Annotated in this window: 24 protein-coding genes; 12 read left to right on the top strand and 12 right to left on the bottom strand. The window is 43.1% G+C overall.

Translation table 11 applies throughout. From position 1 onward, the window contains the following. The first annotated feature begins 75 nt into the window (after positions 1-75). Positions 76-522, top strand: coding sequence for a DUF488 domain-containing protein (locus F6K64_RS25360; protein WP_071106076.1), 447 nt, complete (start codon positions 76-78; stop codon positions 520-522). A 225-nt stretch (positions 523-747) separates the two neighbouring features. Here the strand turns inward: F6K64_RS25360 and F6K64_RS25355 are convergent, their stop codons facing one another. Then, positions 748-885 carry a hypothetical protein gene (locus F6K64_RS25355; RefSeq protein WP_154659690.1) on the bottom strand — a complete coding sequence of 46 codons (138 nt, stop codon included), beginning with the start codon at positions 883-885 and terminating at the stop codon, positions 748-750. 67 nt (positions 886-952) lie between these two features. Between F6K64_RS25355 and F6K64_RS25350 the strand changes: the two genes are divergently transcribed. The 7 genes from F6K64_RS25350 to F6K64_RS25320 all read left to right on the top strand — a co-directional run bounded on the left by F6K64_RS25350 (position 953) and on the right by F6K64_RS25320 (position 7,854). Next, positions 953-1,663: a dual OB domain-containing protein gene (locus F6K64_RS25350; RefSeq protein ID WP_287266696.1), complete on the top strand. Its 711-nt coding sequence runs from the start codon at positions 953-955 to the stop codon at positions 1,661-1,663. A gap of 513 nt (positions 1,664-2,176) precedes the next feature. Beyond that, positions 2,177-2,380, top strand: coding sequence for a hypothetical protein (locus F6K64_RS25345; RefSeq protein ID WP_044492370.1), 204 nt, complete (start codon positions 2,177-2,179; stop codon positions 2,378-2,380). Positions 2,381-2,669: 289 nt separating this feature from the next. Continuing rightward, complete coding sequence (locus F6K64_RS25340; protein ID WP_287266693.1) at positions 2,670-4,103, top strand: RNA-guided endonuclease InsQ/TnpB family protein; 1,434 nt, start codon at positions 2,670-2,672, stop codon at positions 4,101-4,103. 46 nt (positions 4,104-4,149) lie between these two features. Then, positions 4,150-4,752 carry an AAA family ATPase gene (locus F6K64_RS25335; RefSeq protein WP_502708069.1) on the top strand — a complete coding sequence of 201 codons (603 nt, stop codon included), beginning with the start codon at positions 4,150-4,152 and terminating at the stop codon, positions 4,750-4,752. Then, the gene (locus F6K64_RS25330; protein WP_353814901.1) at positions 4,753-5,088 is read left to right on the top strand and encodes an AAA family ATPase; all 336 of its coding nucleotides are present in this window, start codon (positions 4,753-4,755) and stop codon (positions 5,086-5,088) included. Between the two features lie 281 nt (positions 5,089-5,369). Then, positions 5,370-5,789, top strand: coding sequence for a DUF6174 domain-containing protein (locus F6K64_RS25325; protein ID WP_287251864.1), 420 nt, complete (start codon positions 5,370-5,372; stop codon positions 5,787-5,789). Between the two features lie 1,357 nt (positions 5,790-7,146). After that, positions 7,147-7,854: a hypothetical protein gene (locus tag F6K64_RS25320; protein WP_287266691.1), complete on the top strand. Its 708-nt coding sequence runs from the start codon at positions 7,147-7,149 to the stop codon at positions 7,852-7,854. A 157-nt stretch (positions 7,855-8,011) separates the two neighbouring features. On the opposite strand, the gene F6K64_RS25315 is transcribed toward F6K64_RS25320, so the two are convergent. From F6K64_RS25315 to F6K64_RS25305, 3 genes are all read right to left on the bottom strand, one after another. Beyond that, complete coding sequence (locus tag F6K64_RS25315; protein WP_287266689.1) at positions 8,012-11,584, bottom strand: HEAT repeat domain-containing protein; 3,573 nt, start codon at positions 11,582-11,584, stop codon at positions 8,012-8,014. A 63-nt stretch (positions 11,585-11,647) separates the two neighbouring features. Next, complete coding sequence (locus F6K64_RS25310) at positions 11,648-12,730, bottom strand: tetratricopeptide repeat protein (RefSeq protein WP_287266688.1); 1,083 nt, start codon at positions 12,728-12,730, stop codon at positions 11,648-11,650. Then, a complete protein-coding gene (locus tag F6K64_RS25305; RefSeq protein ID WP_287266686.1) occupies positions 12,727-14,091 on the bottom strand; it encodes an ATP-binding protein in 1,365 nt (454 codons plus the stop codon). Before F6K64_RS25305 ends, F6K64_RS25310 begins: the two co-directional genes overlap by 4 nt. A gap of 1,332 nt (positions 14,092-15,423) precedes the next feature. On the opposite strand from F6K64_RS25305, the gene F6K64_RS25300 reads away from it, so the two are divergent. Then, on the top strand, positions 15,424-15,681 hold the full coding sequence (locus tag F6K64_RS25300) for a hypothetical protein (RefSeq protein ID WP_008183892.1): 258 nt from the start codon (positions 15,424-15,426) through the stop codon (positions 15,679-15,681). 204 nt (positions 15,682-15,885) lie between these two features. Here the strand turns inward: F6K64_RS25300 and F6K64_RS25295 are convergent, their stop codons facing one another. Next, positions 15,886-16,137, bottom strand: coding sequence for a hypothetical protein (locus F6K64_RS25295; RefSeq protein WP_287266685.1), 252 nt, complete (start codon positions 16,135-16,137; stop codon positions 15,886-15,888). Between the two features lie 183 nt (positions 16,138-16,320). Here F6K64_RS25295 and F6K64_RS25290 point away from each other — a divergent pair, with 183 nt between their 5' ends. Further along, positions 16,321-16,737 carry a helix-turn-helix domain-containing protein gene (locus F6K64_RS25290; protein ID WP_008188032.1) on the top strand — a complete coding sequence of 139 codons (417 nt, stop codon included), beginning with the start codon at positions 16,321-16,323 and terminating at the stop codon, positions 16,735-16,737. Positions 16,738-16,750: 13 nt separating this feature from the next. Here F6K64_RS25290 and F6K64_RS25285 read toward each other — a convergent pair whose 3' ends face one another. The 6 genes from F6K64_RS25285 to ychF all read right to left on the bottom strand — a co-directional run bounded on the left by F6K64_RS25285 (position 16,751) and on the right by ychF (position 21,169). After that, entirely contained in the window at positions 16,751-17,104 is a 354-nt protein-coding gene (locus tag F6K64_RS25285; RefSeq protein WP_008188031.1) for a phenylpyruvate tautomerase MIF-related protein, read from the bottom strand. A gap of 410 nt (positions 17,105-17,514) precedes the next feature. After that, the gene (locus F6K64_RS25280) at positions 17,515-18,000 is read right to left on the bottom strand and encodes a flavin reductase family protein (RefSeq protein ID WP_287266683.1); all 486 of its coding nucleotides are present in this window, start codon (positions 17,998-18,000) and stop codon (positions 17,515-17,517) included. Between the two features lie 105 nt (positions 18,001-18,105). Next, on the bottom strand, positions 18,106-18,537 hold the full coding sequence (locus F6K64_RS25275; protein WP_008188027.1) for a TFIIB-type zinc ribbon-containing protein: 432 nt from the start codon (positions 18,535-18,537) through the stop codon (positions 18,106-18,108). A 35-nt stretch (positions 18,538-18,572) separates the two neighbouring features. Beyond that, the gene (gene cobM / locus F6K64_RS25270) at positions 18,573-19,370 is read right to left on the bottom strand and encodes a precorrin-4 C(11)-methyltransferase (RefSeq protein ID WP_287266681.1); all 798 of its coding nucleotides are present in this window, start codon (positions 19,368-19,370) and stop codon (positions 18,573-18,575) included. 323 nt (positions 19,371-19,693) lie between these two features. Beyond that, on the bottom strand, positions 19,694-20,050 hold the full coding sequence (locus tag F6K64_RS25265) for a phage holin family protein (RefSeq protein WP_287266680.1): 357 nt from the start codon (positions 20,048-20,050) through the stop codon (positions 19,694-19,696). Positions 20,051-20,077: 27 nt separating this feature from the next. After that, the gene (ychF, locus tag F6K64_RS25260; protein WP_287266678.1) at positions 20,078-21,169 is read right to left on the bottom strand and encodes a redox-regulated ATPase YchF; all 1,092 of its coding nucleotides are present in this window, start codon (positions 21,167-21,169) and stop codon (positions 20,078-20,080) included. 824 nt (positions 21,170-21,993) lie between these two features. Between ychF and F6K64_RS25255 the strand changes: the two genes are divergently transcribed. Continuing rightward, positions 21,994-22,506 carry a Ycf51 family protein gene (locus F6K64_RS25255; protein ID WP_287266676.1) on the top strand — a complete coding sequence of 171 codons (513 nt, stop codon included), beginning with the start codon at positions 21,994-21,996 and terminating at the stop codon, positions 22,504-22,506. Between the two features lie 86 nt (positions 22,507-22,592). Here F6K64_RS25255 and F6K64_RS25250 read toward each other — a convergent pair whose 3' ends face one another. Further along, complete coding sequence (locus F6K64_RS25250; protein ID WP_287266674.1) at positions 22,593-23,372, bottom strand: ABC transporter permease; 780 nt, start codon at positions 23,370-23,372, stop codon at positions 22,593-22,595. Positions 23,373-23,604: 232 nt separating this feature from the next. On the opposite strand from F6K64_RS25250, the gene F6K64_RS25245 reads away from it, so the two are divergent. Continuing rightward, positions 23,605-24,732, top strand: coding sequence for a DegT/DnrJ/EryC1/StrS family aminotransferase (locus tag F6K64_RS25245; RefSeq protein WP_287266672.1), 1,128 nt, complete (start codon positions 23,605-23,607; stop codon positions 24,730-24,732). The last annotated feature ends 202 nt before the right edge of the window (positions 24,733-24,934 follow it).

The raw sequence follows: 24,934 nt of genomic DNA, 5'->3' as shown, positions 1-24,934 counted from the left end.
TAGCTGATAGCTGATAGCTGAGAGCTGAGAGCTGAGAGCTGATAGCTGATAGCTTGCCTTATCAAGACCCTGACTATGAATAAAACTATTAATTTATTTACAATTGGGTTTACTAAAAAGAGTGCTCAACAGTTCTTTGAGCTTCTGATTAATGCTGGAGTAAGGCGAGTTATCGATACGAGACTGAATAATAAATCTCAATTAGCTGGTTTCACAAAAAAGACGGATTTTGAATACTTTTTGCAGCAAATTGGGAATATTGACTATATACATCGTCTAGAATTGGCTCCGACCAAGGATATCCTAAATACCTATAAAAAAAATAATGGCGATTGGGAAACCTACGAAAAACAGTTCTTACAATTAATTACAGAGCGTGAAATCGAAAAGACAGTATCACCAGATTTATTAGATGGTAGCTGTTTGCTGTGTAGTGAACCTACTCCCCATAACTGTCATCGCCGTTTAGTAGCAGAATATCTGAGTCAAAAATTGGGAACTATAAAAATAGTTCACCTATGATTTATCCCAAATCCCCTTTGCTAAGACCATAGAAAAGCATCAGTCAGCTATCAGCTATCAGCTCTCAGCTCTCAGCTCTCAGCTATCAGCTATCAGCTCTCAGCTCTCAGCTCTCAGCTCTCAGCTCTCAGCCATCAGCCATCAGCTATCAGCTATCAGCTATCAGCTCTCAGCTATCAGCTATCAGCCATCAGCTATCAGCTCTCAGCTCTCAGCTCTCAGCTCTCAGCTCTCAGCTCTCAGGCATTCGCCTGTGGCGAAGCTACAGCGAACAGCTTTTGAATAAAATAAGCTGACCGCTGACCGCTGACCGCTGACCACTGACCACTGACCGCTGACCGCTGACCACTGACCGCTGACCACTGACCACTGACCGCTGACCGCTGAATGCTTACGTCTAAACTAACCTTACTTGGGATTAGATAGCAGCATGACTCAGATTATTTGCTTGGCTAACTCCTGGAAGCATGGCGAGAGATGTATCGCTGGAATTAATTCCCTTAAACGTCAATGGATTCGTCCTGTATCTGATTTACCGGATGGTCGCATTCCGAAACCAATGCGTCAGATTGCGGGAAGGGAACCAACTTTACTGGATATTTTAGATATTCCTTTGGCTAAAACTGGACCCGACTTTGGCTTTGAGTATGAAAATCTTTTGGTATTACCAGGACAATGGCGACGAGTAGGACAAGTTCCCGCTGGATATCTCAATAAGTTTTGCAGCCGGGAAAAATACATTCTCCATAATAATGAGCGCTATGTAACCGTGAATTTCTTGCAGTCATTACCGGTAGAGCAACGCTGTACACTACAACTGGTGAAAGCTGTGGAGTTCTTGGTTCAACCTATTGGTGTCAGAGATAAGGGTGTAGAAAAATGGGAAGGTTCACTGGTAACAGATTGTGGACAAGAATTGACTGCTACGATTACTGACCCCGTATTTGTTAGGCATTTAGAGTTAGGCTATCGACCACAAAATCAGTGTTTGGTTACGGTTAGTCTCAGCATGCCTTGGCGACCTGATTATTGGAAAAAAGATGATGATCCTTGTTGGAAGTTGATAGCGGGTGTGATTGAATTACCTAACAAATCAGGGAATAAACTGAGAATAGGAATGGATGATGAGCTTCCTTTTTAGGAATTCAAGTAGGGTGGGCAAAGTAAGATAATCTAGAGTATTCAGAATAATCCAACAGTTTTTGCCCACCATAAAAGTCAAATAAATACCAATTCAAGTAGGGTGGGCAAAGTAAGATAATCTAGAGTATTCAGAATAATCCAACAGTTTTTGTCCACCATAAAAGTCAAATAAATACCAATTCAAGTAGGGTGGGCAAATTAAGATAATCATTAATACTAAAAAAAAATAAACTGTTTTTGCCCACCCTACAACCTAAATGATAACAATTTTATTTCTTTTTGCTACAGAGGATACGGGAATCAGGTCATAAGATGATAAACTGATAATGTAAGGCGGTGATATAGGGGATTAAGGTGTACCAATATTTGGTGTAATTGGTATTACTAGGAACGAATGCGATCGCATTCTACTAACTAGCTTCCTATAATCAACTAAATCATTCCTTTACCATTGTTTACCATTGACGAAAGTTAATGGATAATCCCTAAGTCAGCATGGGAGACCCTAGTGATGCTAGTTGAGTTCAGCGTAGAAAATTATCGCTCATTTAAAGAGCGCCAGACCTTGAGCATGGTGGCATCTAAGAAAAAAACTGGCGAGAATAGCAATAGTTTCCCGATGCCTAATGTTAAGTCTCTGCGCCTACTCACCAGCGCTGTGGTCTACCAAAACTTCTTGAAATGTGAGAGCCTTGTGTCTTTAGACCGAGGGTGAAACAGAGAGACTGGGTTGACCCAGTCGTGTCTCTAAGCGTCTTTCTTTATTTCAGATCTAATAATTTTTTATACAAGTTCTCCCACACTGGTATTTGATTCTCTAGCTGATAATTGAAGCCACTTCCAAGTAGTCCCAGTTAGCCAAACGGTATGGGGCTTCTTCAATTCATAATGATGTACGGGTACTCCCCGCATTCTTTTTCTGGTTTTCCACTCATTTATTGTTGACATCTTCAGAACCAACCTCTCTACTAAGAGTATATAAAAAAACAAGGAGGTGATGACAAGTGTACAAGACCATTCCAGTCAAAGCTAGTTTTTCAGAGGAGGAAAAAGCCTTTTGGTTGTTCCAATGCGAGAATGCTAATAGCCTAGGGAATTGTGCAACTTATTATGCGAAGCAAAAACATTACTCTTGGTTGGAGCAACAACCAGAAGCTTATACTACTTTCTGGAGAGGGGATGTGTTGAGATATGGGTGGAAGACCTATAAGTGCGGGGTAAAATACGCAGAACTTTGTAAAGAACTAAAAGAGAACCCTCACTATAGAGCGATGGCAGCTCAGTCTGCTCAACAAACCCTTAAGTCTGTGGCTGAATCAATAACAAGTTATAACAAATTAGTTGGACTTTACTATAAAGGAGAAGTTGATAGGCCAAAACTTCTTAGATATAGAAAAAAAGGCGGATTGGCTGCTGTTACTTTTCCTAAGCAAGCTTTGACTTACAGGAATGGGTTCTTCTATCCCTCAATCAGTAAAGAGAGTAAACCTGAACTGCTTTGTGATATAACTTTGTCCCCTCCAGATTTTATTGATTCAGATTGGGTTAAGGAGGTCACTGTCCGACCATGCTTAGGCCAATTATGGATCGACTGGGTCATAGATGACGGGAAACAGCCCATAGACCTTAACCCCAGTCTTGACTATTCTCAAGCGTGGAGCTTCGATCATGGTGGAGATAACTGGCTAACAGGTTTATCGACTCATGGGCAAAGTCTGATTATTGATGGGCGAAAACTAAAGTCAATGAACCAGGGTTATGCTCGTCTAGTTGCAAAATATAAAACCGGAAAGTCTGATTTTTATTGGGATGCTAACTTAGATAGAGTTCAACTGAAGCGAAACAACCAGATCCGGGATACAGTCAATAAAACGGCTCGCTTTATTGTTAATCGCTGCCTCAATGACCGAATTGGCAACATTGTGATTGGTTGGAACGAACGACAAAAAGATTCAATAAATATAGGTCGAAAAGGGAATCAAAAATTTGTCGTAATCCCGACAAAGAGACTAATAGAAAGATTGAAACAATTATGCCCAGAGTATGGTATTAAACTGACAGTAACAGAAGAGTCTTATACAAGCAAGGCGTCATACTTAGACGAAGACCCATTACCAAGACACGGTGAAAAACCCAGTGGATGGCAACCTTCGGGAAAAAGAGTAAGGCGTGGACTGTATAGGACAAAGCAAGGATACCTAGTCAATGCAGACTGTAATGGTGCGGGAAACATTGCTAGGAAAGTAGCCAAACAGTTAGGTCTAGACCTAACCAAGGTGGGTAGGGGAGCTTTGACACTCCCGCATCGGTATGACGTTTTTAATTCTCTTAAAAAATCATATCGAATGAGAAGTGTTCGCGAAGCGTCGGCGAAAGCCGATAGCAGTACGGGAAAACCGCTACTGCGTAACATCCTCATAGAATCCTCCGTGTTTTAACCGGGGGAGATGTCAAGGTCCTAATGCTTCCGGGAAGAGTAATCTGGTGCGTGCAATCCACACCATGGGTCAGATTGTGCTCCAGTCCGCTACTGGCATGCAGCTTGGCAGTAGATGGAATATCGAACCATTTCGGTTAAATGCTGACTACCAGCAGAAGCCGAGCTGTTTTGAAATTATTTTCATTCAGGATAATATTCGCTACCAATACGGATTTTCCTTAGACCAAGAGCGGGTGTACGAAGAGTGGCTAATCGCGTATCCCAAAGGACGTCCTCAAACGTGGTTTGAGCGTAACTATCGTTCAGAAGAACAGGAGTATGATTGGTATTTTGGGCGAGGGCTGAAAGGCGAGAAGGAACGTATTAAGGGTTGTGTTAGCTCAAATTCTTTATTTCTATCTCATGCCGCCCAAAATAACCATCCTCAGTTAGGAAAGATATTTATCTGGTTTAGCTCTAAGTTAAAGTTAATTCCAGCAAGGTTCCAAAATCTATCTAATTTTACTGCTTTGAAATTTGATAGATATACTAATTATAGTGAAAATTTTTTAAAATTAATCAAGGGAGGTCATATCGACATATCAAATGGTATCCAACGATTATGTGAAATTGGAGGATATTGGATAAATGCTTTGGATAATGGATAAATTTTAATTATTGATCAACTAGACCGCAGCTTACATTCAGAAATATCAACCTATTTAATCAAGGAATTTAATGATAAAGCAGCTAATCAAAATAACGCTCAATTGATTGTTACTACCCACGATACAACTTTCCTAGATCGAGACATAGTAAATCAAGACCAGGTATGGTTGATGGAGAAAGATAGCAACAATAGCACTAAGCTCTATTCTTTACTAGATTTTAAAATTCGTGAGGATGAGTCCCTACAGAAAGGCTACCTCAAAGGTCGATATGGAGCGGTTCCCTTTGTTAGTGGGCTGGATAGTTATGATACCTACAAGACCACTAAAAATTGATCTGACTAGACCATCAAGGGGTGCATATTCTAAAAGCTGTTTGACCCGGTGGTGCGTTACGGGACGGGCTGTTCCAACGCTGACCACGAGGCGGAAAATGAATGCGAGCCCGTCCCTAACGCACCCTACACAACTACTGCCCTCCTACGGAGAATGGCAACAAAATCACTAGGGAATTCGTCAACTATCCCGAATTATCATTGGTCGCTCTACTTGTTGACTCGAACAGTATGACGCTACACTCCAGACTCTATCGCTATTGTTGGCTAGGATTACTAGTGATGATTCTGCCACTTTCCGCTTGTGCTAGTGATCCTTCCCCTGAGCAGCTATTGGAACAAAACCAGGAACGTTGGGAAACTCAAAAGCTAGATAACTACCGGTATAGATTACAGGTAAGTTGCTATTGTATTGGTGAGGTCACTCAGCCAGTAGTTGTAGAAATCCGTAATGGTGAAACGACTTCCATTGTTGCTGCTGATAGCGGCAAACCAGTTAATCGGAAATTTTTTAATACCTATGATTCCGTCTCGAAGCTTTTCGATGTTGTCCAAAAGGCTATTGATCAGGATTATTATAAGCTTGATGTTACCTACGACCCGACTTTAGGTTATCCAACTCAAATCGATATGGACTTCAGAGCAGAGATGGCGGATGATGAAAGAACTTTGACTATTGGGAATTTGGAAGAATTAAAGTAAGGTGGGCAAAGTAATATAATTGTAAGCTATCAGCTATCAGCTATCAGCTATCAGCTATCAGCTATCAGCTATCAGCTATCAGCTGATAGCCTGTCGCCACGCTACCGAAAGAGTTTATGCCCATAGCGCACGCTACACCAAAGAGCTTTTGAATAAAACAAGCTGACGGCTGACCGCTGACTGCTGAATGCTTACATATAATTTATAATAATCCAAATAATTCAACGGTTTTTGCCCACCCTACAAGACCGATGAGTAGATGAGTAGGGTGGGCAAAGTAATCTAATTTATAATAATCCAAATAATTCAACGGTTTTTGCCCACCCTACAAGACTAAAACCCAAGTAGGGTGGGCAAAGTAATCTAATTTATAATAATCCAAATAATTCAACGGTTTTTGCCCACCCTACAAGACTAAAACCCAAGTAGGGTGGGCAAAGTAATCTAATTTATAATAATCCAAATAATTCAACGGTTTTTGCCCACCCTACAAGACTAAAACCCAAGTAGGGTGGGCAAAGTAATATTATTTATAATAATCCAAATAATTCAACGGTTTTTGCCCACCCTACGATCTACAAACTAAAACCCAAGTAGGGTGGGCAAAGTAATCTAATTTATAATAATCCAAATAATTCAACGGTTTTTGCCCACCCTACAAAACCGATGAGTAGATGAGTAGGGTGGGCAAAGTAATATTATTTATAATAATCCAAATAATTCAACGGTTTTTGCCCACCCTACGATCTACAAACTAAAACCCAAGTAGGGTGGGCAAAGTAATATTATTTATAATAATCCAAATAATTCAACGGTTTTTGCCCACCCTACAAGACCGATGAGTAGATGAGTAGGGTGGGCAAAGTAATCTAATCTAGAAGAATCAAAAGAACTAAACGGTTTTTGCCCACCCTACAAGCTACAAACTAAAACCCAAGTAGGGTGGGCAAAGTAATATTATTTATAATAATCCAAATAATTCAACGGTTTTTGCCCACCCTACAAGACTAAAACCCAAGTAGGGTGGGCAAAGTAATATTATTTATAATAATCCAAATAATTCAACGGTTTTTGCCCACCCTACAAGCTACAAACTAAAACCCAAGTAGGGTGGGCAAAGTAATCTAATTTATAATAATCCAAATAATTCAACGGTTTTTGCCCACCCTACAAGACCGATGAGTAGATGAGTAGGGTGGGCAAAGTAATCTAATCTAGAAGAATCAAAAGAACTAAACGGTTTTTGCCCACCCTACAAGCTACAAACTAAAACCCAAGTAGGGTGGGCAAAGTAATCTAATTTATAATAATATTACTTTGCCCACCCTACAAGCTCACAAAGTTAAAAAGTGCTATAATGAAAATTACACTATTACTGACACCTATTGTGGTAGGTTGTATAATTACAGCTGCTCCAGTAGCCTTGGCGGATAGTCCCTTAACTAGTACTCCTTTTGCTAAGGCATATAAAGATGTTGATATGATTACATATGCCTCGGTTTATGGACTTGATGATAAGGTTTTCCAAAACCTAAGCAACCCCAATATTACCCATGATGTGCGAGCAGCGATTATCAACCAACTTGGGTTTTCTGTTGAGCCGAGCCAGAGGGCTAATCAGTATCTTGAGTATATTGCTCGCAGCCGTAGTCAGCAGCCATCAGCGATTACCCTTGAGATGTTAACGGCAGCAGAAGCCCTAGCGCTAGGCTATTTACTAGCGATGGATGACCCAACTTTGGAGAGTGCTGTTGCCGTAGCCAATCGCTCTAGATCAAGCAGTAGTCTGGGACAAGTTCAGCGAGCTAATGCTCTATTATTATTAGATGCAGCAGTTGTGAAGGATCCTGAAGATTTCTCTATTGCTTTCATCCGTAGCCTGGTTCGGGCACAACAGTCATTACGGGCAGGGATTGGTAATTGGTGTGCGGTATACCAGAATGTTTTTTCGGTCTTAAAGGAGTTTCCCCGTCAACGAAACATGCGCCCTGAAGCGATTGATGTGGTTAACGATTATATTAGAGGCTACCGGAACTATTGTAATAGTCGCTCTATTTCTCGTTGACATGGGATTTGGAATGCGATCGGCGTTCGCGCAGCGTGGCCAAAGGCCTCAGCCGCGCCAAAGGCGATCGCAAAACCCAATCGAGTTTCTAGTTTACTAGGTCAGCTTCACACCCCACACCCCACACCCCACACCCCATACCCCACCTCTCTGCTCCCTATTCCCTATATACAACCTTCCACAGCACATCAATACCTCTGCCCACATAGTCTGAATCCTGGTGTTGTTCAATCCATTCGGTTAAAGTGGGGATAACGGATTTTTTGCCCAATTGAACCAAGGCATCGGTTGCCATTATATGCACAAGAAAGTCCTTATCCTCAAGGAGTGCTATTAGACCCTTGACTACGGTTTCTGAGCTGTTGCCCAATTCAACCAAGGCTGAGGCTGCACTACTACGCACATAAGATTCATTATCCTGAAGCAGTGCTATTAGACCCTTGACTATGTTTTCCTTGACTACGGTTTCTGAGCTGTTGCCCAATTCAACCAAGGCTGAGGCTGCCCTCCAACGCACAAAATAGTCATTATCCTCAAGCAGTGCTAGTAGGGTGTTGACTAAGGTGTCTGAGCTGTTGCCCAATTTACCCAAGGCATCGGCTGCACTACTACGCACAAAATAGTCATTATCCTGAAGCAGTGCTAGTAGGGTGTTGACTAGGGTTTCTGAGCTGTTGCCCAATTTACCCAAGGCATCGGCTGCACTACTACGCACAAAATAGTAATTATCCTCAAGCAGTGCTAGTAGGGTGTTGACTAAGGTGTCTGAGCTGTTGCCCAATTGAACCAAGGCATGGGCTGCCATCATACGCACAAAAGATTCATTATCCTGAAGCAGTGCTATTAGGGCGTTGACTACGGTGTCTGAGCTGTTGCCCAATTGAACCAAGGCATGGGCTGCCATCATACGCACAAAAGATTCATTATCCTGAAGCAGTGCTAGTAGGCGGTTGACTACGGTGTCTGAGCTGTTGCCCAATTCACCCAAGGCTCTAGCTGCACTACTACGCACATCAGAGTCATTATCCTCAAGCAGTGCTAGTAGGCCGTTGACTATGTTTTCTGAGCTGTTACCCAATTGAACCAAAGCATCGGCTGCACTACTACGCACATCAGAGTTATGCTGCTCAAGCAGTGCTAGTAGGCCGTTGACTACGGTGTCTGAGCTGTTGCCCAATTCACCCAAGGCTCTAGCTGCACTACTACGCACATCAGAGTCATTATCCTCAAGCAGTGCTAGTAGAGCCTTGACTATGTTTTCCTTGACTACGGTGTCTGAGCTGTTGCCCAATTTACCCAAGGCATAGGCTGCCCTTCTACGCACATCAGAGTCATTATCCTCAAGCAGTGTTAGTAGAGCCTTGACTACGGTGTCTGAGCTGTTGCCTAATTTAACCAAGGCATCGGCTGCACTACTACGCACATCAGAGTCATTATCTTTCAGTCGTTCTAGCCATATTTCAATTACCTGATCTTTTTCCCCGAATTCAGCTCGATAGTTCAGCAATCGTTCCTGATCAATTAAATCAGATTGGTTTTTCAACAATTCCAATACCGGTGCCTGAAAATCCGTTTCATAAAAACTGCAAATTATTTGATAAACCTGCTTGCGAATATTATAACCAACCCGCTCGTCACCACTCACCTCCAACTCAACCAACCGCTCTAAAATCTGTTGCACTAACTCACGAGCAGCACCCCGCAAATTCTTTGGGTCTTCTGCTAAACAATTACCAGCAAACAACAAATCCCGATGCAACCACTGCTCATAGTCACTCTTATTATTCAAAACTATCTTAATCGCTTTCGCCGCTTTCTTCGGTTTTTGTTGTGCTATCAGCAATAGTAACACTTCGCGCCAGTGGGAGTCATGCAAATGCTCCCGAATATGATTCAAAACAATATCAAAATCCCCGTCATTATCCGCTTCATAGTCAATATCTTCAGCACACAAATATTCCTGAAAGGTCTTATGGACAAAAGCATAACAATCTTGCCCCTGCTCATTCAACAAACCAGTGCGATCGCGAATCAATTCTACAAATCGTTTCGCCTCTTGCTCAGCCTGATGAAGCTTCACCTCCTTCATGGTTTTAATCTGCTGCTTCAACTGATCAATCAAATCATCCCGGTCTATCAGCGATGCAGCGCGGTCTTGGGGGTTTCCCCCATGAGCGACTGCATCAAGAAGCGTGCCACTGTCGTTATCTTCAATATTTCCCTGAGTGTGAATCCAATAAGCCAGGGATTCCATCAACCGGGGTAAATCATCCAAACCCAAATAGGTTAACCACTTATCACTACTTAACTCTTTATTGGCATCCCAAGACGTTAACAACGTTTCCACTGCCTTGTCATAAAGCTTATGGCGCTCCTTGGGCAATACCGCTTGATACCGATGAATCAAGGCAATAATTGTCAACAATAACGGATTCCGTGCCAATAGCTTAATCCGGTCATTATCATCGAGAGCCTTTCGTAAAGTATCCTTGCGCCTTTCCGCTTCTGCTTTGTCTTTAAACCTACTACTATACCAGTTATCAATAAAGTCTGAAATTTTCTCGTCATCAAAGGGTTCAATTTGATAGTGGGGAAAGTCTTCAGTGCGGAAAAAGTCCCGTCGATAACCAGCGGGGCGAGATGTAATAATCGCCGGATTTCTGTTAAACTGTCCTAAAAAACTATGGATGCGCCTGACCACATCATACCGTTTAGCGTCTTCTGCTACTTCATCCAAACCATCCAGCAATATCAATGCTCTACCATCAGACAACCAATGGTCAAAAAATCCCACTGGTATGGTGTTGACGGCCATGGTTTTTTCAGCAAACATCCGGGCATAGTCGATCAGGCTTTTATCTGGATGTCTGGCCAAGTCTCGTATCCTAATTAAAATCGGTAGCCAGTCAGTATCACCATCTAATCCCAAAACCTCAGCTTTGCTCTGAGCTAACATTACCGCAAAATAACTCATCAAGGTGGTTTTACCAGAGCCTGGCGCACCTAATATCACTACTCGTCTTGACTGATTTTGACTCAACAACTGATCAGCCAAAAATTTCCTCGGAGTTGTCTTTTCCAACAGCGCCCTTTCTGGTTTTTCACCACTTTGCTCTGCTAACCGCTCCAATTCCAAATCCCTAGCAGTTGCCACCTCCTCCTCCACATCTGGCATTACAAAAATCTGGGCTAATTTCTCCGATTTTTCTACATCTTGCCCAGCCACAGCCATGCCAGCAAATGTAACATCATCAAACCAGTTAGCTAACTGTTTACAATAATCCTGTTTAGCTACCTGAAACTTTAGATAAGTAGCAGTATGCTCAAAATAACCCTTAACAAAGGTCTCTATCCAATGCTGGAGACTAGCTTGTTGATTTAGTTTAATGTTATTGGTTTCAGCTTGCTTTTGAAATAGCCTGACTAAAAAATAACAATCTGGCTTTTCTTGATTAAGTAAGGGTTTGGTTAATTCCTTCAAAACCGCTGGATTAGTAAAATAGTTGCCCAAAAACTTCTTAACTCCATTCCAGCCATCCGGGGGAGCATGAAAAAATAAGCGCTGTTGAGTATCGAGTTGTTTGTCCCATTGATCAACTGCTTCTACTCCAGCTTTGATGGCTTTTTCGACATCGCTTTTTGTCAGAGATTGAACTATATGCTTACCCACTACTGCCGCAGCAGTACCTAACAAAGATGTCGCTATTTTTGATATTTCTATACTAGTCAAAAGTGAGAGGGGGTCCATAATTAAGATGTGCTTAGGTTTAATGAGTTTAATTGTAATAGCAATTCATAGTCCCAACTGATTTAGAGCATCCCCACACTGAACCAACGCTTGATCTGAATTTGGTTCAATTGCCAGGGCTTGATTGTAGTTCTTAATTGATTCCTCTAACCGCCCTATGCTCTTTAAAGCATTACCTCGATTAATCAGCATCTGACTCAATAAAGTTGCTTGATCAAGTCCCAATTCTTGGTAAATCTGGATTGCTTTATCATAAGAAGCTATGGAGCGCTCATACTGCTTGAGGCAATATAAGGCTCCACCCAAACTACTTAAAGAAGCTAATTCTCCGTAGCGGTCACCAATCTCATGTTGAATTTGTAAACCCTGTTGAAGATAGTTAATCGCTTCTCGATATTGGCCTAAGGATCGATAAGCATTACCCAAGCTACTTAAACAATCTGCCTCACCCTTGCGATTGGCCGTAGGCCACGCTACGCGATCGCCGATTTCTCGTTGCCTTTGTAAAGCCTGTTGAAAATAGTCAATCTCTTCGCCAACAGGTCTACCACTACCAATATTGATATTGTTTTGCCCTGGTTGGATTACATTATCAGAGAAATCGTTAGCTCCTATATCAACAGAAAAATTAAAAACACCTGCGCCCCAATCAAAGAAATCCGGAGCACGGCGAATAAAGTATTTAATAGCAAATGCTGGCAAAACAAAAACGAAGCAAAGAGTTGGAAAATTATCTCGAAATAGCTCTCGCCGTTGGTTTAAGTGGCTCAAGATGGTAGGAACAGTATCAAGATTGTAGTAATCCCCGTCTCCCCGATATCCTGGCTTGATATAAGCTTCTAAAGATTTTTCGAGACCTTGAATGAAGAGAATACTCAATTGATCGCGGTCTAGAATATTTTTAACACGATCATAAAGATTATCAATGGGCTCGGTTAATGTTAAGGTTGCTATTTGCTTCTGGGGTAAATCCTGATGCACTCGCCCAATGATCCGCTTAGCCTCTGCTGGAGGACATTGCATGAACACAATCCCAAATCCCCTCCGTCGCTTCAGCGATCGCAAAAAGGCTTGGTAAATCTCTTCCCGAGAGGGAGGAGTATCGTTAGATGAGTTAGCAAGACTCATAAAGCTCTCACCTTGGCAAGTACATCTTGAAATCTTGGAATCCCTTCGATTAGTGGATGAACGTTACACCAAATCTGTAGGTTATCGTTTTCATCATAATAGCGGTATTCCAAGAGGCAGCGACTCAACAACAGACGTAAGTGATCAACATCATTATATGCCTGCTTGAGATGACATGCTCGTGCTAAAATTTCCCATTCAGTCTCCTGTACAGTCTTCTGATAGGTCTCTCGTGTTTCTTCAATCGCTCGCTTTGCCGCTCTTTTAGTAATCGGTAGTTCATCTGTCCAGTCAATCGCTTTCTGGATTAATTGCATCAAGTTTCGGACATGTCCACCACTCATTAGACAAAGATTCTTTAAGGTCTCACCGTTATCAAATACCGGCGGAAAATCTAGCCCATCTACTTTCCCCTCTAGGGTTTGAAGCAAGTTGGGTTCGATCAGGGCAATTCGACAATAGATCAATTCCCTCATTTTGTCTAGCCCTAGTTTATTTTCTGTTCCGTCTGGATTGCGGATCATGATCATTGGCAAGACATCAGGTTTATCGTAATTATTTTCGAGCTGAGTTCCCCGTCCTGAGTACACCATGGCTATTGGCACAGTATAAATTACATGACAAGCCAATCTTCGTAACATTTCACTGCGATTGAGATAAATTTCATCATAGTTACTTGGTTTCCCTATTTCTTGGGTTTCTGCCATGCGATCAAGGTTGTCAACAATCAATACAATTCCTCGACTCTTAGCAGACAAGGACTTTTGAGCTTCCTGGATAAAGTCGTTGAGAGCTTCGACTAAAGATGGCGTATTGGCGTTGATTTTTTTGCGGAGTTCACGCCGTTTATCTGGTGTTGCTCGAAGGTTAGTAGTAATCTTGGCAAACTGGGAGATTTGCCCCTCTAAACTTAACCCATCAAACGCTACCTCGGTCAGGGCAATATCCTGTAAGGATGCCCAACGATCTTTCATCCAATTTAGTAATGGATTATGATGTTCAAGCTTAATTGCTTCCACCAAGTGGCGAGTGCAAGCAAAAAGAATATCTGCATAATCAGCATCTTGGGGTTCAATATCTTCGTCATCTGCAGCAAAGTAAACCACAAAATACTTGGCTTGTTCTAAATACTCTTTTAGCCGTAAAAGTTCAGTAGATTTACCTACTCCTCTGTGCCCAGAGTAGAGCTGGCATGTTGGCTGCTTAGAGCGCGTTATTTTCCGTCCTAACTCTCGAGTAACCTCCCAACCTCCACGAACATCTTGACAGTCAACATAAGCCTTTTTTGGTGGAGGCTGAAAAGGTTCAAAGGAACTATATATTTCGCTCAGTAAGTCCAACGCCACGACTACCTCAAACAATGATTTAGTTTAGATATTATTTATTATAGTATATCAAATTTAAATTGGGTGAGGGATTTTATTATGGTTTTTAGGAAGTAGGTAACAGGTAACAGGGAACAGGGAATAGGTGAAAAACTGTGTATTTTTTTACCATTATCAACCCTAAACTTACCTAAGTTATCATCCCGACAAAAAACGCGATGCTCTGAGCAGCTAAGGGATGAAGCGTTCGCAAAGCGTGGCCCAAAGGCCTCAGCTTCCGCGCTTATGCGATCGCATGCCCTCAATCTAACCCATAATTCCTGGGTTTTGATCCCCCTAAATCCCCCTTAACAAGGGGGACTTTCCGGAATTAAACCTTTGATAAACAGGACTTTAATTACTCCCCCCAATGATCACGGGGGGCTGGGGGGGATCGAGATATAAAATGCTATAGAAAGCCATGGAACCATTGAGCAACTACGCGATTGACCTGCATGTCACGCTAGGCGATCGCATTCCCTCAATCTAACCCATAATTCCTGGGTTTTGATCCCCCTAAATCCCCCTTAACAAGGGGGACTTTCCGGAGTTAAACCTTTGATAAACAGGACTTTAATTACTCCCCCCAATGATCACGGGGGGCTGGGGGGGATCGAGATATAAAATGCTATAGAAAGCCATGGAACCATTGAGCAACTAAGCGATTGACCTGCATGTCACGCTAGGCGATCGCATTCCCTCAATCTAACCCATAATTCCTGGGTTTTGATCCCCCTAAATCCCCCTTAACAAGGGGGACTTTCCGGAATTAAACCTTTGATAAACAGGACTTTCCGGACTCCCCCCAATGATCACGGGGGGCTGGGGGGGATCGAGATATAAAATGCTATAGAAAGCCATGGAACCATTGAGCAACTACGCGATTGACCTGCATGTCACGCTAAGGGATGAAGCGTTCGCAAAGCGTGGCCCAAAGGCCTCAGCTTCCGCGCTTATGCGATCGCTTTCAAATATACCCTAGCAAAACGCTCTAAGAGGATATCTGAAAAGTTTTTTGATATTGAATTTTGCCCCCCTAGCCCCCAATTCTGGGGGGAACAAGAATCAATTTGTTGGTAAAAGTCCCCCAAAATTGGGGGATTTAGGGGGCTTTAATGTAGCAAATGAGACTTCTCAGACAACCTCTAAAAAAAAACGCGATCGCTACTACCAAATCAAGCAAAAAAACAAAAAAAGTAATCTAAACTTTTTCATAAATACCCCCTCCGTGCCAAAATTATTTTCAAAAAAAATCTGAAAATTACTTGACAACATAAAAAATATTTTATAAGATAAAAATGTCCTCGTACAAAACACCTAAAACTAATCATGGACAATCAAGACTTTATCCCGAATTCCGATGATAATCCTAACAATCCTAATCCGCCTGAATCCTCTGGCGAATCCCGGCCAGGACGGAAGCAAATCAAACATATATTGATCGGTTCTCCCAAAACTGTGCGGATGACAATTTACAGCCTTTATAGCCTTGGCTACGCACAAGTTGATGAGTGGAGCACTCCTCAACCTACCGAAAATCCAGGTGAAGTAATCAGTATATTGATTCGATATCTGTCGGTAGATTAAGATAGCAACTTGCCAGGGATGCCAATCCCTGGCGACAAGGAAAAACCAAGGATAAAGGACAAAGTCTCAAGTGTCTGTGATTAGTACGAGGAATAGGTTAGTAGGTTGTTGATTGTGACAATTTGCTAACGAAATAGAGGACAAATAGTCAAGGACTCTAGGGTTGTTGACAATTACAATAAATAATTCGGTCAAGCATTGGAATTAACCAGAACTTGACCGAATTTTTTTATTTTGATCATTGAGGGAACAGGGAATCGGGAATCGGAACCCACCCCTAACCCCTCCCAGGAGGGGAACGGGAATCGGGAATCGGGAATTGGGCAATTGTTGCGTAGGGTGCGTTAGGGGCGGGCTTGCTTTCATGTTCTCCTCTACGCGCCTGAAGCCGCCCCGTAACGCACCACCCAAAGACTTGTGATAGTGCAATAGTTTTTTTTTAAACACCCACATCACCTATATCACCCCTAGTGCAAATGCAATAGTTTTTCCAATTATCCACGTTAACCACTTATACCTCCCATAGTGTAAATGCAACAGTTTTTTTCAACCACCACTATCTCCACACTTTCCACCCATTGCATCTTTTAAAAAATCGTGTTAATATAAACAATATCGTAAACACAATGGTTTTTCGCCATGATGATTTCTACCGCACAAGCCGCTGAATTACTAGGTATCTCTGCCACTCGCGTCCGTTTCCTGTTGAGCAAGGGCAGAGTTAAAGGTGCTTATAAAGTCGGTAGAACTTGGGTGATTCCCTTATTTGATGGCATGCCCGTGGTCACTCCTGGCACTCGTGGACCAAAGCGGAATTGGTCAAAGCGTACAAATTACACGAAGGCTGTGATCCACGTTAACCAGAAAGTGATTCGCCAAAATCACAACACCGGCGAAAGGAATCCAGTGATTACTGTCAAACGAGGCACTAATAACACTTACGGTCATACCGTAGAAGTCAATGGCCCTTGTCGGGTCATGTATCGCCCGGATAATCCCCTACACTGTGGAGCACGGGTATGGATTGAGACGATTTCTGACTTTAAAGTGAGCTGAGCCAGGTCTAAGGTCAATCAAACGTTGAGCCATTCCAACCCCACATATGTCTCTGGGCATCAGCAAATTCAATATAAATTCGGTTAAGTGCTACACCCAAGGTCTCATTAATCGTCTTGCAAAAATCCTGACTCATGGCCTTAGTTTGAGTGGGCTTCATGGTGCCAATATTTTTAATTTCCACATAGCAAACTGGGTCAAAGCTACCAGCAAACGTCATAGCAACACCAGGCTCAAACGCTGTCATCACATAAGCTTCAGGTTTACCCACATGCTCGGCTAGTTTTCCTGACAGGATTTTCAGCAACCCTTCAACAGCTGCTGATTCTGGAGCATCAATGGAAGTTTGAACTTTAATTAGTGGCATAGTTTTGATATCACACCCTAGTTGAGCTTTTGAACAGTTGAAATGTTAAGCGGTCAGCGGTCAGTGGTCAGTAGTCAGCAGTCAGTGGTCAGTGGTCAGCGGTCAGTGGTCAGCCGTCAGCCGTCAGCCGTCAGTCGTTGGCAACTAACCCAAAGCTGATAGCTGAGAGGATATCTGAAAAGTTTTTTGATACTTAATTTTGCCCCCCTAGCCCCCCAAGCGAGGGATTGCTCGCTTGGGGGGGACAAGAGTCAATTTGCTTCTAAAAGTCCCCCAAAATTGGGGGATTTAGGGGGCTTGGATGTAGCAAATGAGACTTATCAGACAACCTCTGATAGCTGAGAACTAATAACTGATAACTGATAGCTAATAACTGATAGCTGATAACTGATAGCTGATAGCTGATAGCTCTAACCGCCATACTGCCAACCAGTGTTTTCCAGCAACAACTGATCTCCTTCCCGATGAATGCCAGCACCAACGACTTCAGCAACAAAGACGGTGTGATCGCCTTCTTCCACAGTTCCTCTGACCTGGCATTCTACATAACCGAGGGAGTCAGAAATAATCGGACAACCAGTTACTTCTCCGAAGTAAAATTCTACATCAGCAAACTTATTACCAACGCGACTTTGGGGTTTAAAAAATTTGGCTGCCATATCTTTTTGCCCACTATCGAGGAAGCTAAGGGCATATACTCCTGTTTTCTTAATAATGGCGTGGGATCCAGAGTCTTGTTTAACACAGTTAACGATTAGTGGTGGTTTGAAGGAAGACTGCATTACCCAGCTGACCGTGAAGCCATTGATTGTTTCTTCACCATCCCTGACCCCACAGATATATAGACCATGGGGAATTTTGCGCAGCATGGTCTTTTTCGCTTGTTCGTCTAGCACGAGTCTTTCTCCCTATTTTCTTAGCGTTCGCGTAGCGTGACCTTTCGGGCAAAGCCCGACGCTGGGCGAACGGTCAATCCCAATTAGTTTACAGAATTTTCCCTTTTAAAAGACAGGATTGGGGATGTCCTTTTGGGCTCTAAACATGCGCTTAACTCGATATAGAACACCTCTGGGCTGAAAATTATGCTTATACTGCCTGAATTCCCCAGCATCTAGCCAAACCCCGTGGCATTGGAAGCATTTTTCGTACCAGACGCTGTACTCATCAATATCAAGCATCCGGATCATTTTGGCTCCACAGCGGGGACAGCAAATATCATCATTGATCTTATTCAGCTCAGAGCCAATTTCCGGGTCTCCAATATCTAGACTCTCAGAACCTTTAATCTTTTTGAGTATTTCGGCCTCCAGGGAATCAAACCAAATGCCTTTGCAGTTGACACAGCGGTCTACTTCAATGCCATGGCAGGTAACTGGCTCTAATTTTCCTTTACACTTTGGGCAATTAAGTGTTGGGCAATTAAGTTCCTTCACACTTTCACACAAAAATTAATGTTATATCATATATCTTATACAATAGAAGGGTGAGGACGAAAGAGGTGAGAGTGTTCGGGATGATAGAGACGGGAACGGGTTTTAAGGCCATCACGGTTTAAAGCCGTCTTTAGTGCCGGACTGATTAAGTAAAGGGTTGTCCGAATTAGATTGTGCTCTTGAGTAGTTGCTGCCATTTTCTCAAGGTCCACTAGCCAGATTTTTTCATCTGGCCAGCCAATGCGGAAGCAAACCGCTACTGGTGTATCAGCAGAATAGTGTTTTAGGAGTTTGGCTTGAGCCGCTTCTACATGACGAGCACTCAGATAGAGGCACAAACTAGCTTGATGGGCAGCTAGGGATGCTAATTCCTCTGAGTCTGGGACCGCAGAAGCACGACCACTGATCCGGGTCAGGATAATCGTTTGTACTAATCCCGGTATAGTTAGCTCAACACCAAGTTGTGCGGCTGCTGCTTGAAAGGCGCTGATGCCTGGGATAACTTCAAAGGGAATAGAGGCTTCTGAGAGAGCTTGCATTTGCTCGTGGATAGCACTATATAGAGTCAAATCTCCTGAGTGTAGCCTGACCACAGATTTATGCGATCGCACCCGTTCAATCATCAGTGGCACAATCTCTTCTAGGGTTTTGTTGCCAGAGCGAATAATTTCGGCATCAGCCCGAACACTCTCTAACATCTGTTTGGGCACTAGAGAATCTGCCACGATAATAACATCTGCCTTTTGGAGGATTTTTAAGGCTTTGACAGTTAATAAGTCTGGAGCGCCTGGTCCAGCACCGATGATGTAGACCGCTGGTGCGATTGAATTCATATAGTTTCGGAATTATGCTTTAGGAGATAGTATTTTGGTAAGCATATGCGCTACTTGAGGTGCCGTCAGCTCTCAGCGGTCAGCCGTCAGCTCTCAGCCGTCAGCTCTCAGCTTTTTTATTCAAAAGCTGAGAGCTGATAGCAGGCGCGATCGCTGCACGGGGTCAGATGAGTAAAACGAGCAGGGATTTTCAAGCAGTCCTACCAGTAACCCAGATGCTTGTTTACTATCTCCCGTTGATTAGCTGACGGCTGAGAGCTGACAGCTTAAGCTGTGTGTTTACCTGTCTTTTACCTGTGTGTTTACCAGTTAGTGACCAACAATCAAGCCAAGGTTCCGAGCACCTTATAGATCAAGGAATTCACTAAACCAAGGGCAATTGAGCCAATCAAAGCGCTCCAAAATCCCCAGCGCAGCCGAAATCCCGTTACCAAAGCTGCGGCTAAGCCAAAAACAATGGTGTTGACCACAACAGCAAAAACCCCAAGAGTCAAGATAGTCAGAGGAAGAGCTAAAATATCCAGGATTGTTTTCAATAGGCCATTGAGAATACCAAACACCACTGCTGAAACCAATGCTTTACCAAAGCTATCAATCTCGACACCAGTTGGGAGTTTGGAAATGATCAACAAACTGATGGCAGTAACAAAACATGCAATTAAAAGACTAACAATATCCATGGGTATAACCCCCTAGAGCACCACTACTTAAACATTAAAGCGGAAAAGCATCACATCTCCCTCTTGCACAACATAATCTTTACCTTCTGAGCGAACTAACCCTTTTTCCTTAGCAGCCGTCATCGCCCCAGACGCTACCAAATCCCCATAAGCAATGGTTTCCGCCCGAATAAAGCCTCGCTCAAAATCCGTGTGAATTACCCCAGCCGCTTGGGGGGCTTTCATACCAGCAGTAATAGTCCAGGCCCGGGTTTCTTGGGGACCAGTAGTGAGAAAGGTACGTAAGCCCAACAATTCGTAGGTAGCACCAATCAAGGATTTTAATCCCCCTTCTTCCACACCAAGGGACTGAAGAAAATCCTCTCGCTCTTCCTCAGGTAACTCAATTAGTTCTGACTCTACTTGAGCAGAAACCACTACCACTTGAGCATCTTCGGTAGCAGCAATTTGCCGCACTTGCTCGACCCAGTCATTACCAGTGGCTAAGTCATCTTCAGACACATTAGCGGCATAGATGACTGGCTTACTAGTCAGTAACCCCAATTGCTTGACTGACTCGGCTTCTTCTTCTGTTAAACTAATCTGGCGCGCTAATTTGCCTTCATTCAACCCAGCGCTCAAGGTTTCCAAGACATCAAGTTCCATCTTGGCATCTTTGTTACTACGAGCTTGCTTCCGGGTGCGCTCAATCCGGCGTTCTACTTGCCCTAAATCCGCTAAGGCTAATTCTAAATTAATTACTTCAATATCCCGCCCTGGGTCAACGGAGCCGGAAACATGGATGATGTCATCATCATCAAAGCAGCGCACCACATGGACAATGGCATCGACTTCTCGGATATTGGCTAAAAACTGGTTACCCAAGCCTTCCCCTTTACTGGCTCCCTTGACTAAACCAGCAATATCCACAAACTCAATCCGAGTTGGCACAATTTTCTCAGATTCAGAAATCTTGGCCAGAACCTGCAACCGCTGATCTGGGACAGCAACTACACCGACATTCGGCTCAATGGTACAAAAAGGGAAATTCGCAGCATCTGCCTTGGCATTGGCAACTAGGGCATTAAATAAGGTTGATTTGCCTACATTGGGCAGTCCAACAATTCCAGCTCTTAGCATAGCAGTATATTATAGTACTTTAAAATGGACAATGGGCAATAGAAACTTGAACCGATCGGCCAGTTGTTCTACTGTTGTCCCAATTATCGCTTATCTTCTTGGTTTTTATTTTATAATTTTATTTTATAATTTTATTTTATAATTTTATTTTATAATTTTACTTAATAAATGGTCTCTAGTGATCTCTGATGGTCTCAATTAAACCAGTTTCAACTAAACTCCTTAGGGCTATTGCTAAACCAGATAAATTTACGTCTTTTGAACAGGAACGTGATAGTCGTAAGCAACATCTAGTAGCTTGTAGGGTGGGCAAAAACCGTAGGGGGATTTTGAGTATTATAGATCAGAAAAATTTGCCCACCCTACTTTAAGATGCAGCACGGCCAAAAATCCTTAAATCCTTATATAGTCAGTAAGATTCAGCTTGTAGGGTGGGCAAAAACCGTAGGGGGATTTTGAGTATTATAGATCAGAAAACTTTGCCCACCCTACTTGAATTAGGATTTTTTTTACTTGTAGGGTGGGCAAAAAATCCTCTAGCTTGTAGGATAGGGAAAAATAGTTGGGGGATTTTGAGTATTATAGAACATAAAAATTTGCCCACCCTAACCCTAATTGAATTAGGATTTTTTTTACTGGTCGGGTGGGCAAAAATAGTAGGGTAATTTTGAGTATTATAGAACATAAAAATTTGCCCACCCTACGTTAAGATGCAGCGCGGCCAAAAATCCTTCTATACTTGATTAACTCTTGCCTCTTGCCTTTCCTTAAGGGAGTATATTCACAAGTCAAATAAAAATGCTATATTACTAAATCTCTAAACTATGCCAACAACAGCTGATTTTCTGATCTACACTCAATGGGCAGGTATTCTGACTTTAGCCTGTGGCTTGATTGCTATACTCGGTTTTATCTTCAAATGGGGTCTCCGGTTTCGCCTGGTGGGAGTCACTGGGTTTATGCTGGTGCTAACGGCTAGCTTTTTCTCGTTATCCTTAGTACCGTTTACCCGTACTACCATTCCAGGGGCAATCCGATATACTGTAGTCTACGATAATGGTGGCAACCAAACGGTGATTGCTTTGCCCCCTAGTGCTACAGAGTCAGAAGTAGAAGCGACACTGCGCCAAGCTGCTAGTAATTTTTATTCCTATGGACGCCTCGGTGGCGCAAATAACCAGTTAACAATTCGAGCCCGGACGATTATCCATCCGGAAGCTGGTGTATCCAAGCCGGTATTGTTGGGTCAGGTTATGCGATCGCTTTCTCAGCGTGATGATCCAGATATGGTGATTGAAGTCTATTCCCAAGAATTTGCTCAATTGCCTCAAGAATAATGGGTATGAGGTACACTCAATTGTCTTCTCCCGACTCCCGACTACCTAAAACCCGGCGACTGTGTACCTCACCCAATTCATAACTCCTATATCGTTAACTGCTCAGAGTGATTAAAAAATTGCCGTGTCAACCCATAGGTTATCAATAAGGTTGCGATCAAATTAGTAAATGCAAGCATAAACATAATTAATATCTGATAGGAAGCAGCATCCAAGGGCTCAATACCACTTAACAATTGACCTGTGATGATTCCCGGTAAAGTGACCAATCCCACTACCATCATGGAGTTAAGAGTAGGAATCAACCCAGCCCGAATCGCATCCTTACGGTAACCAGCTACTGCTTGTTGTCCCGTTGCCCCTAAGCTTAAATGGGTTTCGATTTCCAGAGTGCTCTTGCTAATGGTACTAACTAGCCTTTCCCCTGCGATCGCAGCCCCATTCATGGCATTCCCCAGCACAATACCTCCTAAGGGAATCAGGTACTGGGGTGCATACCAAGGTTCTGGTTGAATCATCAATAGATTTGTATAGATTAAGGTCAATGCTGTACTGAAGAACAGGGAACTGAATACTATTGGTAACAATCTCGGTATCTTATGGTTACTAATCCGATTGCGGGCAGTAATCGTACCAATAGTCAGCATTACCATTAAGATAGCTAAAACAGGAATCGGGTGATCTAAGGCAAAAATTACAGCCAGCACATATCCCACAACAATAAGTTGTACGATAGTTCGGCCAGTTGCGATCGCTAGTTGAACTTCCAAACCCAGCCTTTGCCAGCTGGATAAACCAATTGCGATCGCCATCATGCCCAATCCCCACACTAAATCGCTAAGATCGAGTTCAATTAAATAATCCACCAGCCACCACAGCTAATTTGTTTTAATCCATTGTGTCAGATCGTCTGTTAATTGTGATTGCAGTTGAACGCGCACGCGCAGCCAATAGGCCAAGGTTATCTGGTTGAATGCGATCGCGTTCAACCAGATAACCTTCAAGGCCAGGAGTGAAAATTAAGCGACAGGTAAAATTTGAACCCTTTTTGCCAAAAATTCTGTTTTAATTAAAAGCAATTTAAGGTGTGAGGAACAAGTGAATACTATACCCCCTCTTGACTTAACACGGCAGTACCAAGTGATTGGAGAACAAGTCAGTGCTGCTGTCGGTGACGTTCTTTCATCTGGACGTTATATTGGTGGTCCAGTGGTAGAGCACTTTGAGCAACAGTTTGCCGCTTACACCGGTACCCTGGAATGCATTGCATGTAACTCTGGCACAGACGCTCTGTATCTCGCCCTGCGAGCTTTAGATATCGGACCCGGTGATGAGGTAATTACCACACCCTTCACCTTCATCGCTACCGCTGAAGTAATTGCTGAAGTTGGTGCTACCCCAGTCTTTGTCGATATCAATCCCGAAACCTTTAATATCGATCTCAATCAGATTGAGAAAGCGATTACCCATAATACTAGAGCAATTATACCAGTTCACCTATTTGGACAGCCAGTGGATATGACTGGTGTGATGGATATCGCCAAGACTCATTGTCTTGCAGTCATTGAAGACTGCGCCCAAGGGACTGGTGCTGAATGGGTGGGAAAAAAAGTTGGTAGTATTGGACATATTGGTTGTTTTAGCTTCTATCCCACCAAGAATCTGGGAACCTGTGGCGATGGTGGTGCGGTAACTACCAATGACAAAACTGTTGCGGCCTCAATACGGATGCTGCGAGACCACGGCAGAGCCTCTGGTTATTACCATAAAATCAATGGTATTAACAGCCGTTTAGATGCCGTACAAGCCGCTATTCTTAACGTAAAGCTACCCTATCTCGATGGCTGGAACAATGCCCGTCGTCAGGTAGCAACCCGGTATCACCAGTTATTGCAGCTATTACCTGATATAATCCTGCCTCGGGAAACCCCTGGTGGAAACTCCGTCTGGAACCAGTACACCATTCGCTTAACTCAAGATAGTAGCAATAGCAACTATCGGGACGAGGTGCGCCAAAAATTAAAGCAGGCAGGTATTAGTTCTATGGTCTATTACCCCCTGCCGTTACACTTGCAGCCAGTCTACAAAGACTTAGGCTATCAAATCGGTCAGTTTCCAGTTGCTGAGCAAGTCTGCCATGAAGTATTGTCCCTGCCAATGTTCCCAGAACTTACCGTTGAGGAACAGCAACAGGTGGTTTATGGATTGAAGGACTGTTTAGGGTGAAGGTTAAAAGTTAACAGGTTAAAAGTTAACCGGTTGAAGGTTAACCGGTTGTTCGCGTAGCGTGGCCTATTGGCCAAGGTTAACCGGTTGAAGGTTAACCGGTTGAAGGTTAACCGGTTGAAGGTTAGAAGACTAGTTTTCAAGCATGCAACCTTGGCCAAAAGGCCACGCTACGTGAACAACCCTTCAAGCATCCAACCTT

Origin of the sequence: Moorena sp. SIO3A2 (assembly GCF_010672265.1) — a bacterium.
GTDB classification, from domain to species: Bacteria; Cyanobacteriota; Cyanobacteriia; order Cyanobacteriales; family Coleofasciculaceae; genus Moorena; species Moorena producens.
Note: the sequence above shows the minus strand (reverse complement) of the source record. Positions and strands in the feature narration are given on the sequence as shown.

Coding starts and splice junctions, on each gene's coding strand:
- F6K64_RS25290 (WP_008188032.1), top strand. CDS start 16,321: ATGATGATTTCTACCGCACAAGCCGCTGAATTACTAGGTATCTCTGCC.
- F6K64_RS25320 (WP_287266691.1), top strand. CDS start 7,147: ATGAAAATTACACTATTACTGACACCTATTGTGGTAGGTTGTATAATT.
- F6K64_RS25300 (WP_008183892.1), top strand. CDS start 15,424: ATGGACAATCAAGACTTTATCCCGAATTCCGATGATAATCCTAACAAT.
- F6K64_RS25255 (WP_287266676.1), top strand. CDS start 21,994: ATGCCAACAACAGCTGATTTTCTGATCTACACTCAATGGGCAGGTATT.
- F6K64_RS25265 (WP_287266680.1), bottom strand. CDS start 20,050: ATGGATATTGTTAGTCTTTTAATTGCATGTTTTGTTACTGCCATCAGT.
- F6K64_RS25345 (WP_044492370.1), top strand. CDS start 2,177: ATGCTAGTTGAGTTCAGCGTAGAAAATTATCGCTCATTTAAAGAGCGC.
- F6K64_RS25310 (WP_287266688.1), bottom strand. CDS start 12,730: ATGAGTCTTGCTAACTCATCTAACGATACTCCTCCCTCTCGGGAAGAG.
- F6K64_RS25350 (WP_287266696.1), top strand. CDS start 953: ATGACTCAGATTATTTGCTTGGCTAACTCCTGGAAGCATGGCGAGAGA.
- ychF (WP_287266678.1), bottom strand. CDS start 21,169: ATGCTAAGAGCTGGAATTGTTGGACTGCCCAATGTAGGCAAATCAACC.
- F6K64_RS25285 (WP_008188031.1), bottom strand. CDS start 17,104: ATGCCACTAATTAAAGTTCAAACTTCCATTGATGCTCCAGAATCAGCA.
- F6K64_RS25325 (WP_287251864.1), top strand. CDS start 5,370: ATGATTCTGCCACTTTCCGCTTGTGCTAGTGATCCTTCCCCTGAGCAG.
- F6K64_RS25360 (WP_071106076.1), top strand. CDS start 76: ATGAATAAAACTATTAATTTATTTACAATTGGGTTTACTAAAAAGAGT.
- cobM (WP_287266681.1), bottom strand. CDS start 19,370: ATGAATTCAATCGCACCAGCGGTCTACATCATCGGTGCTGGACCAGGC.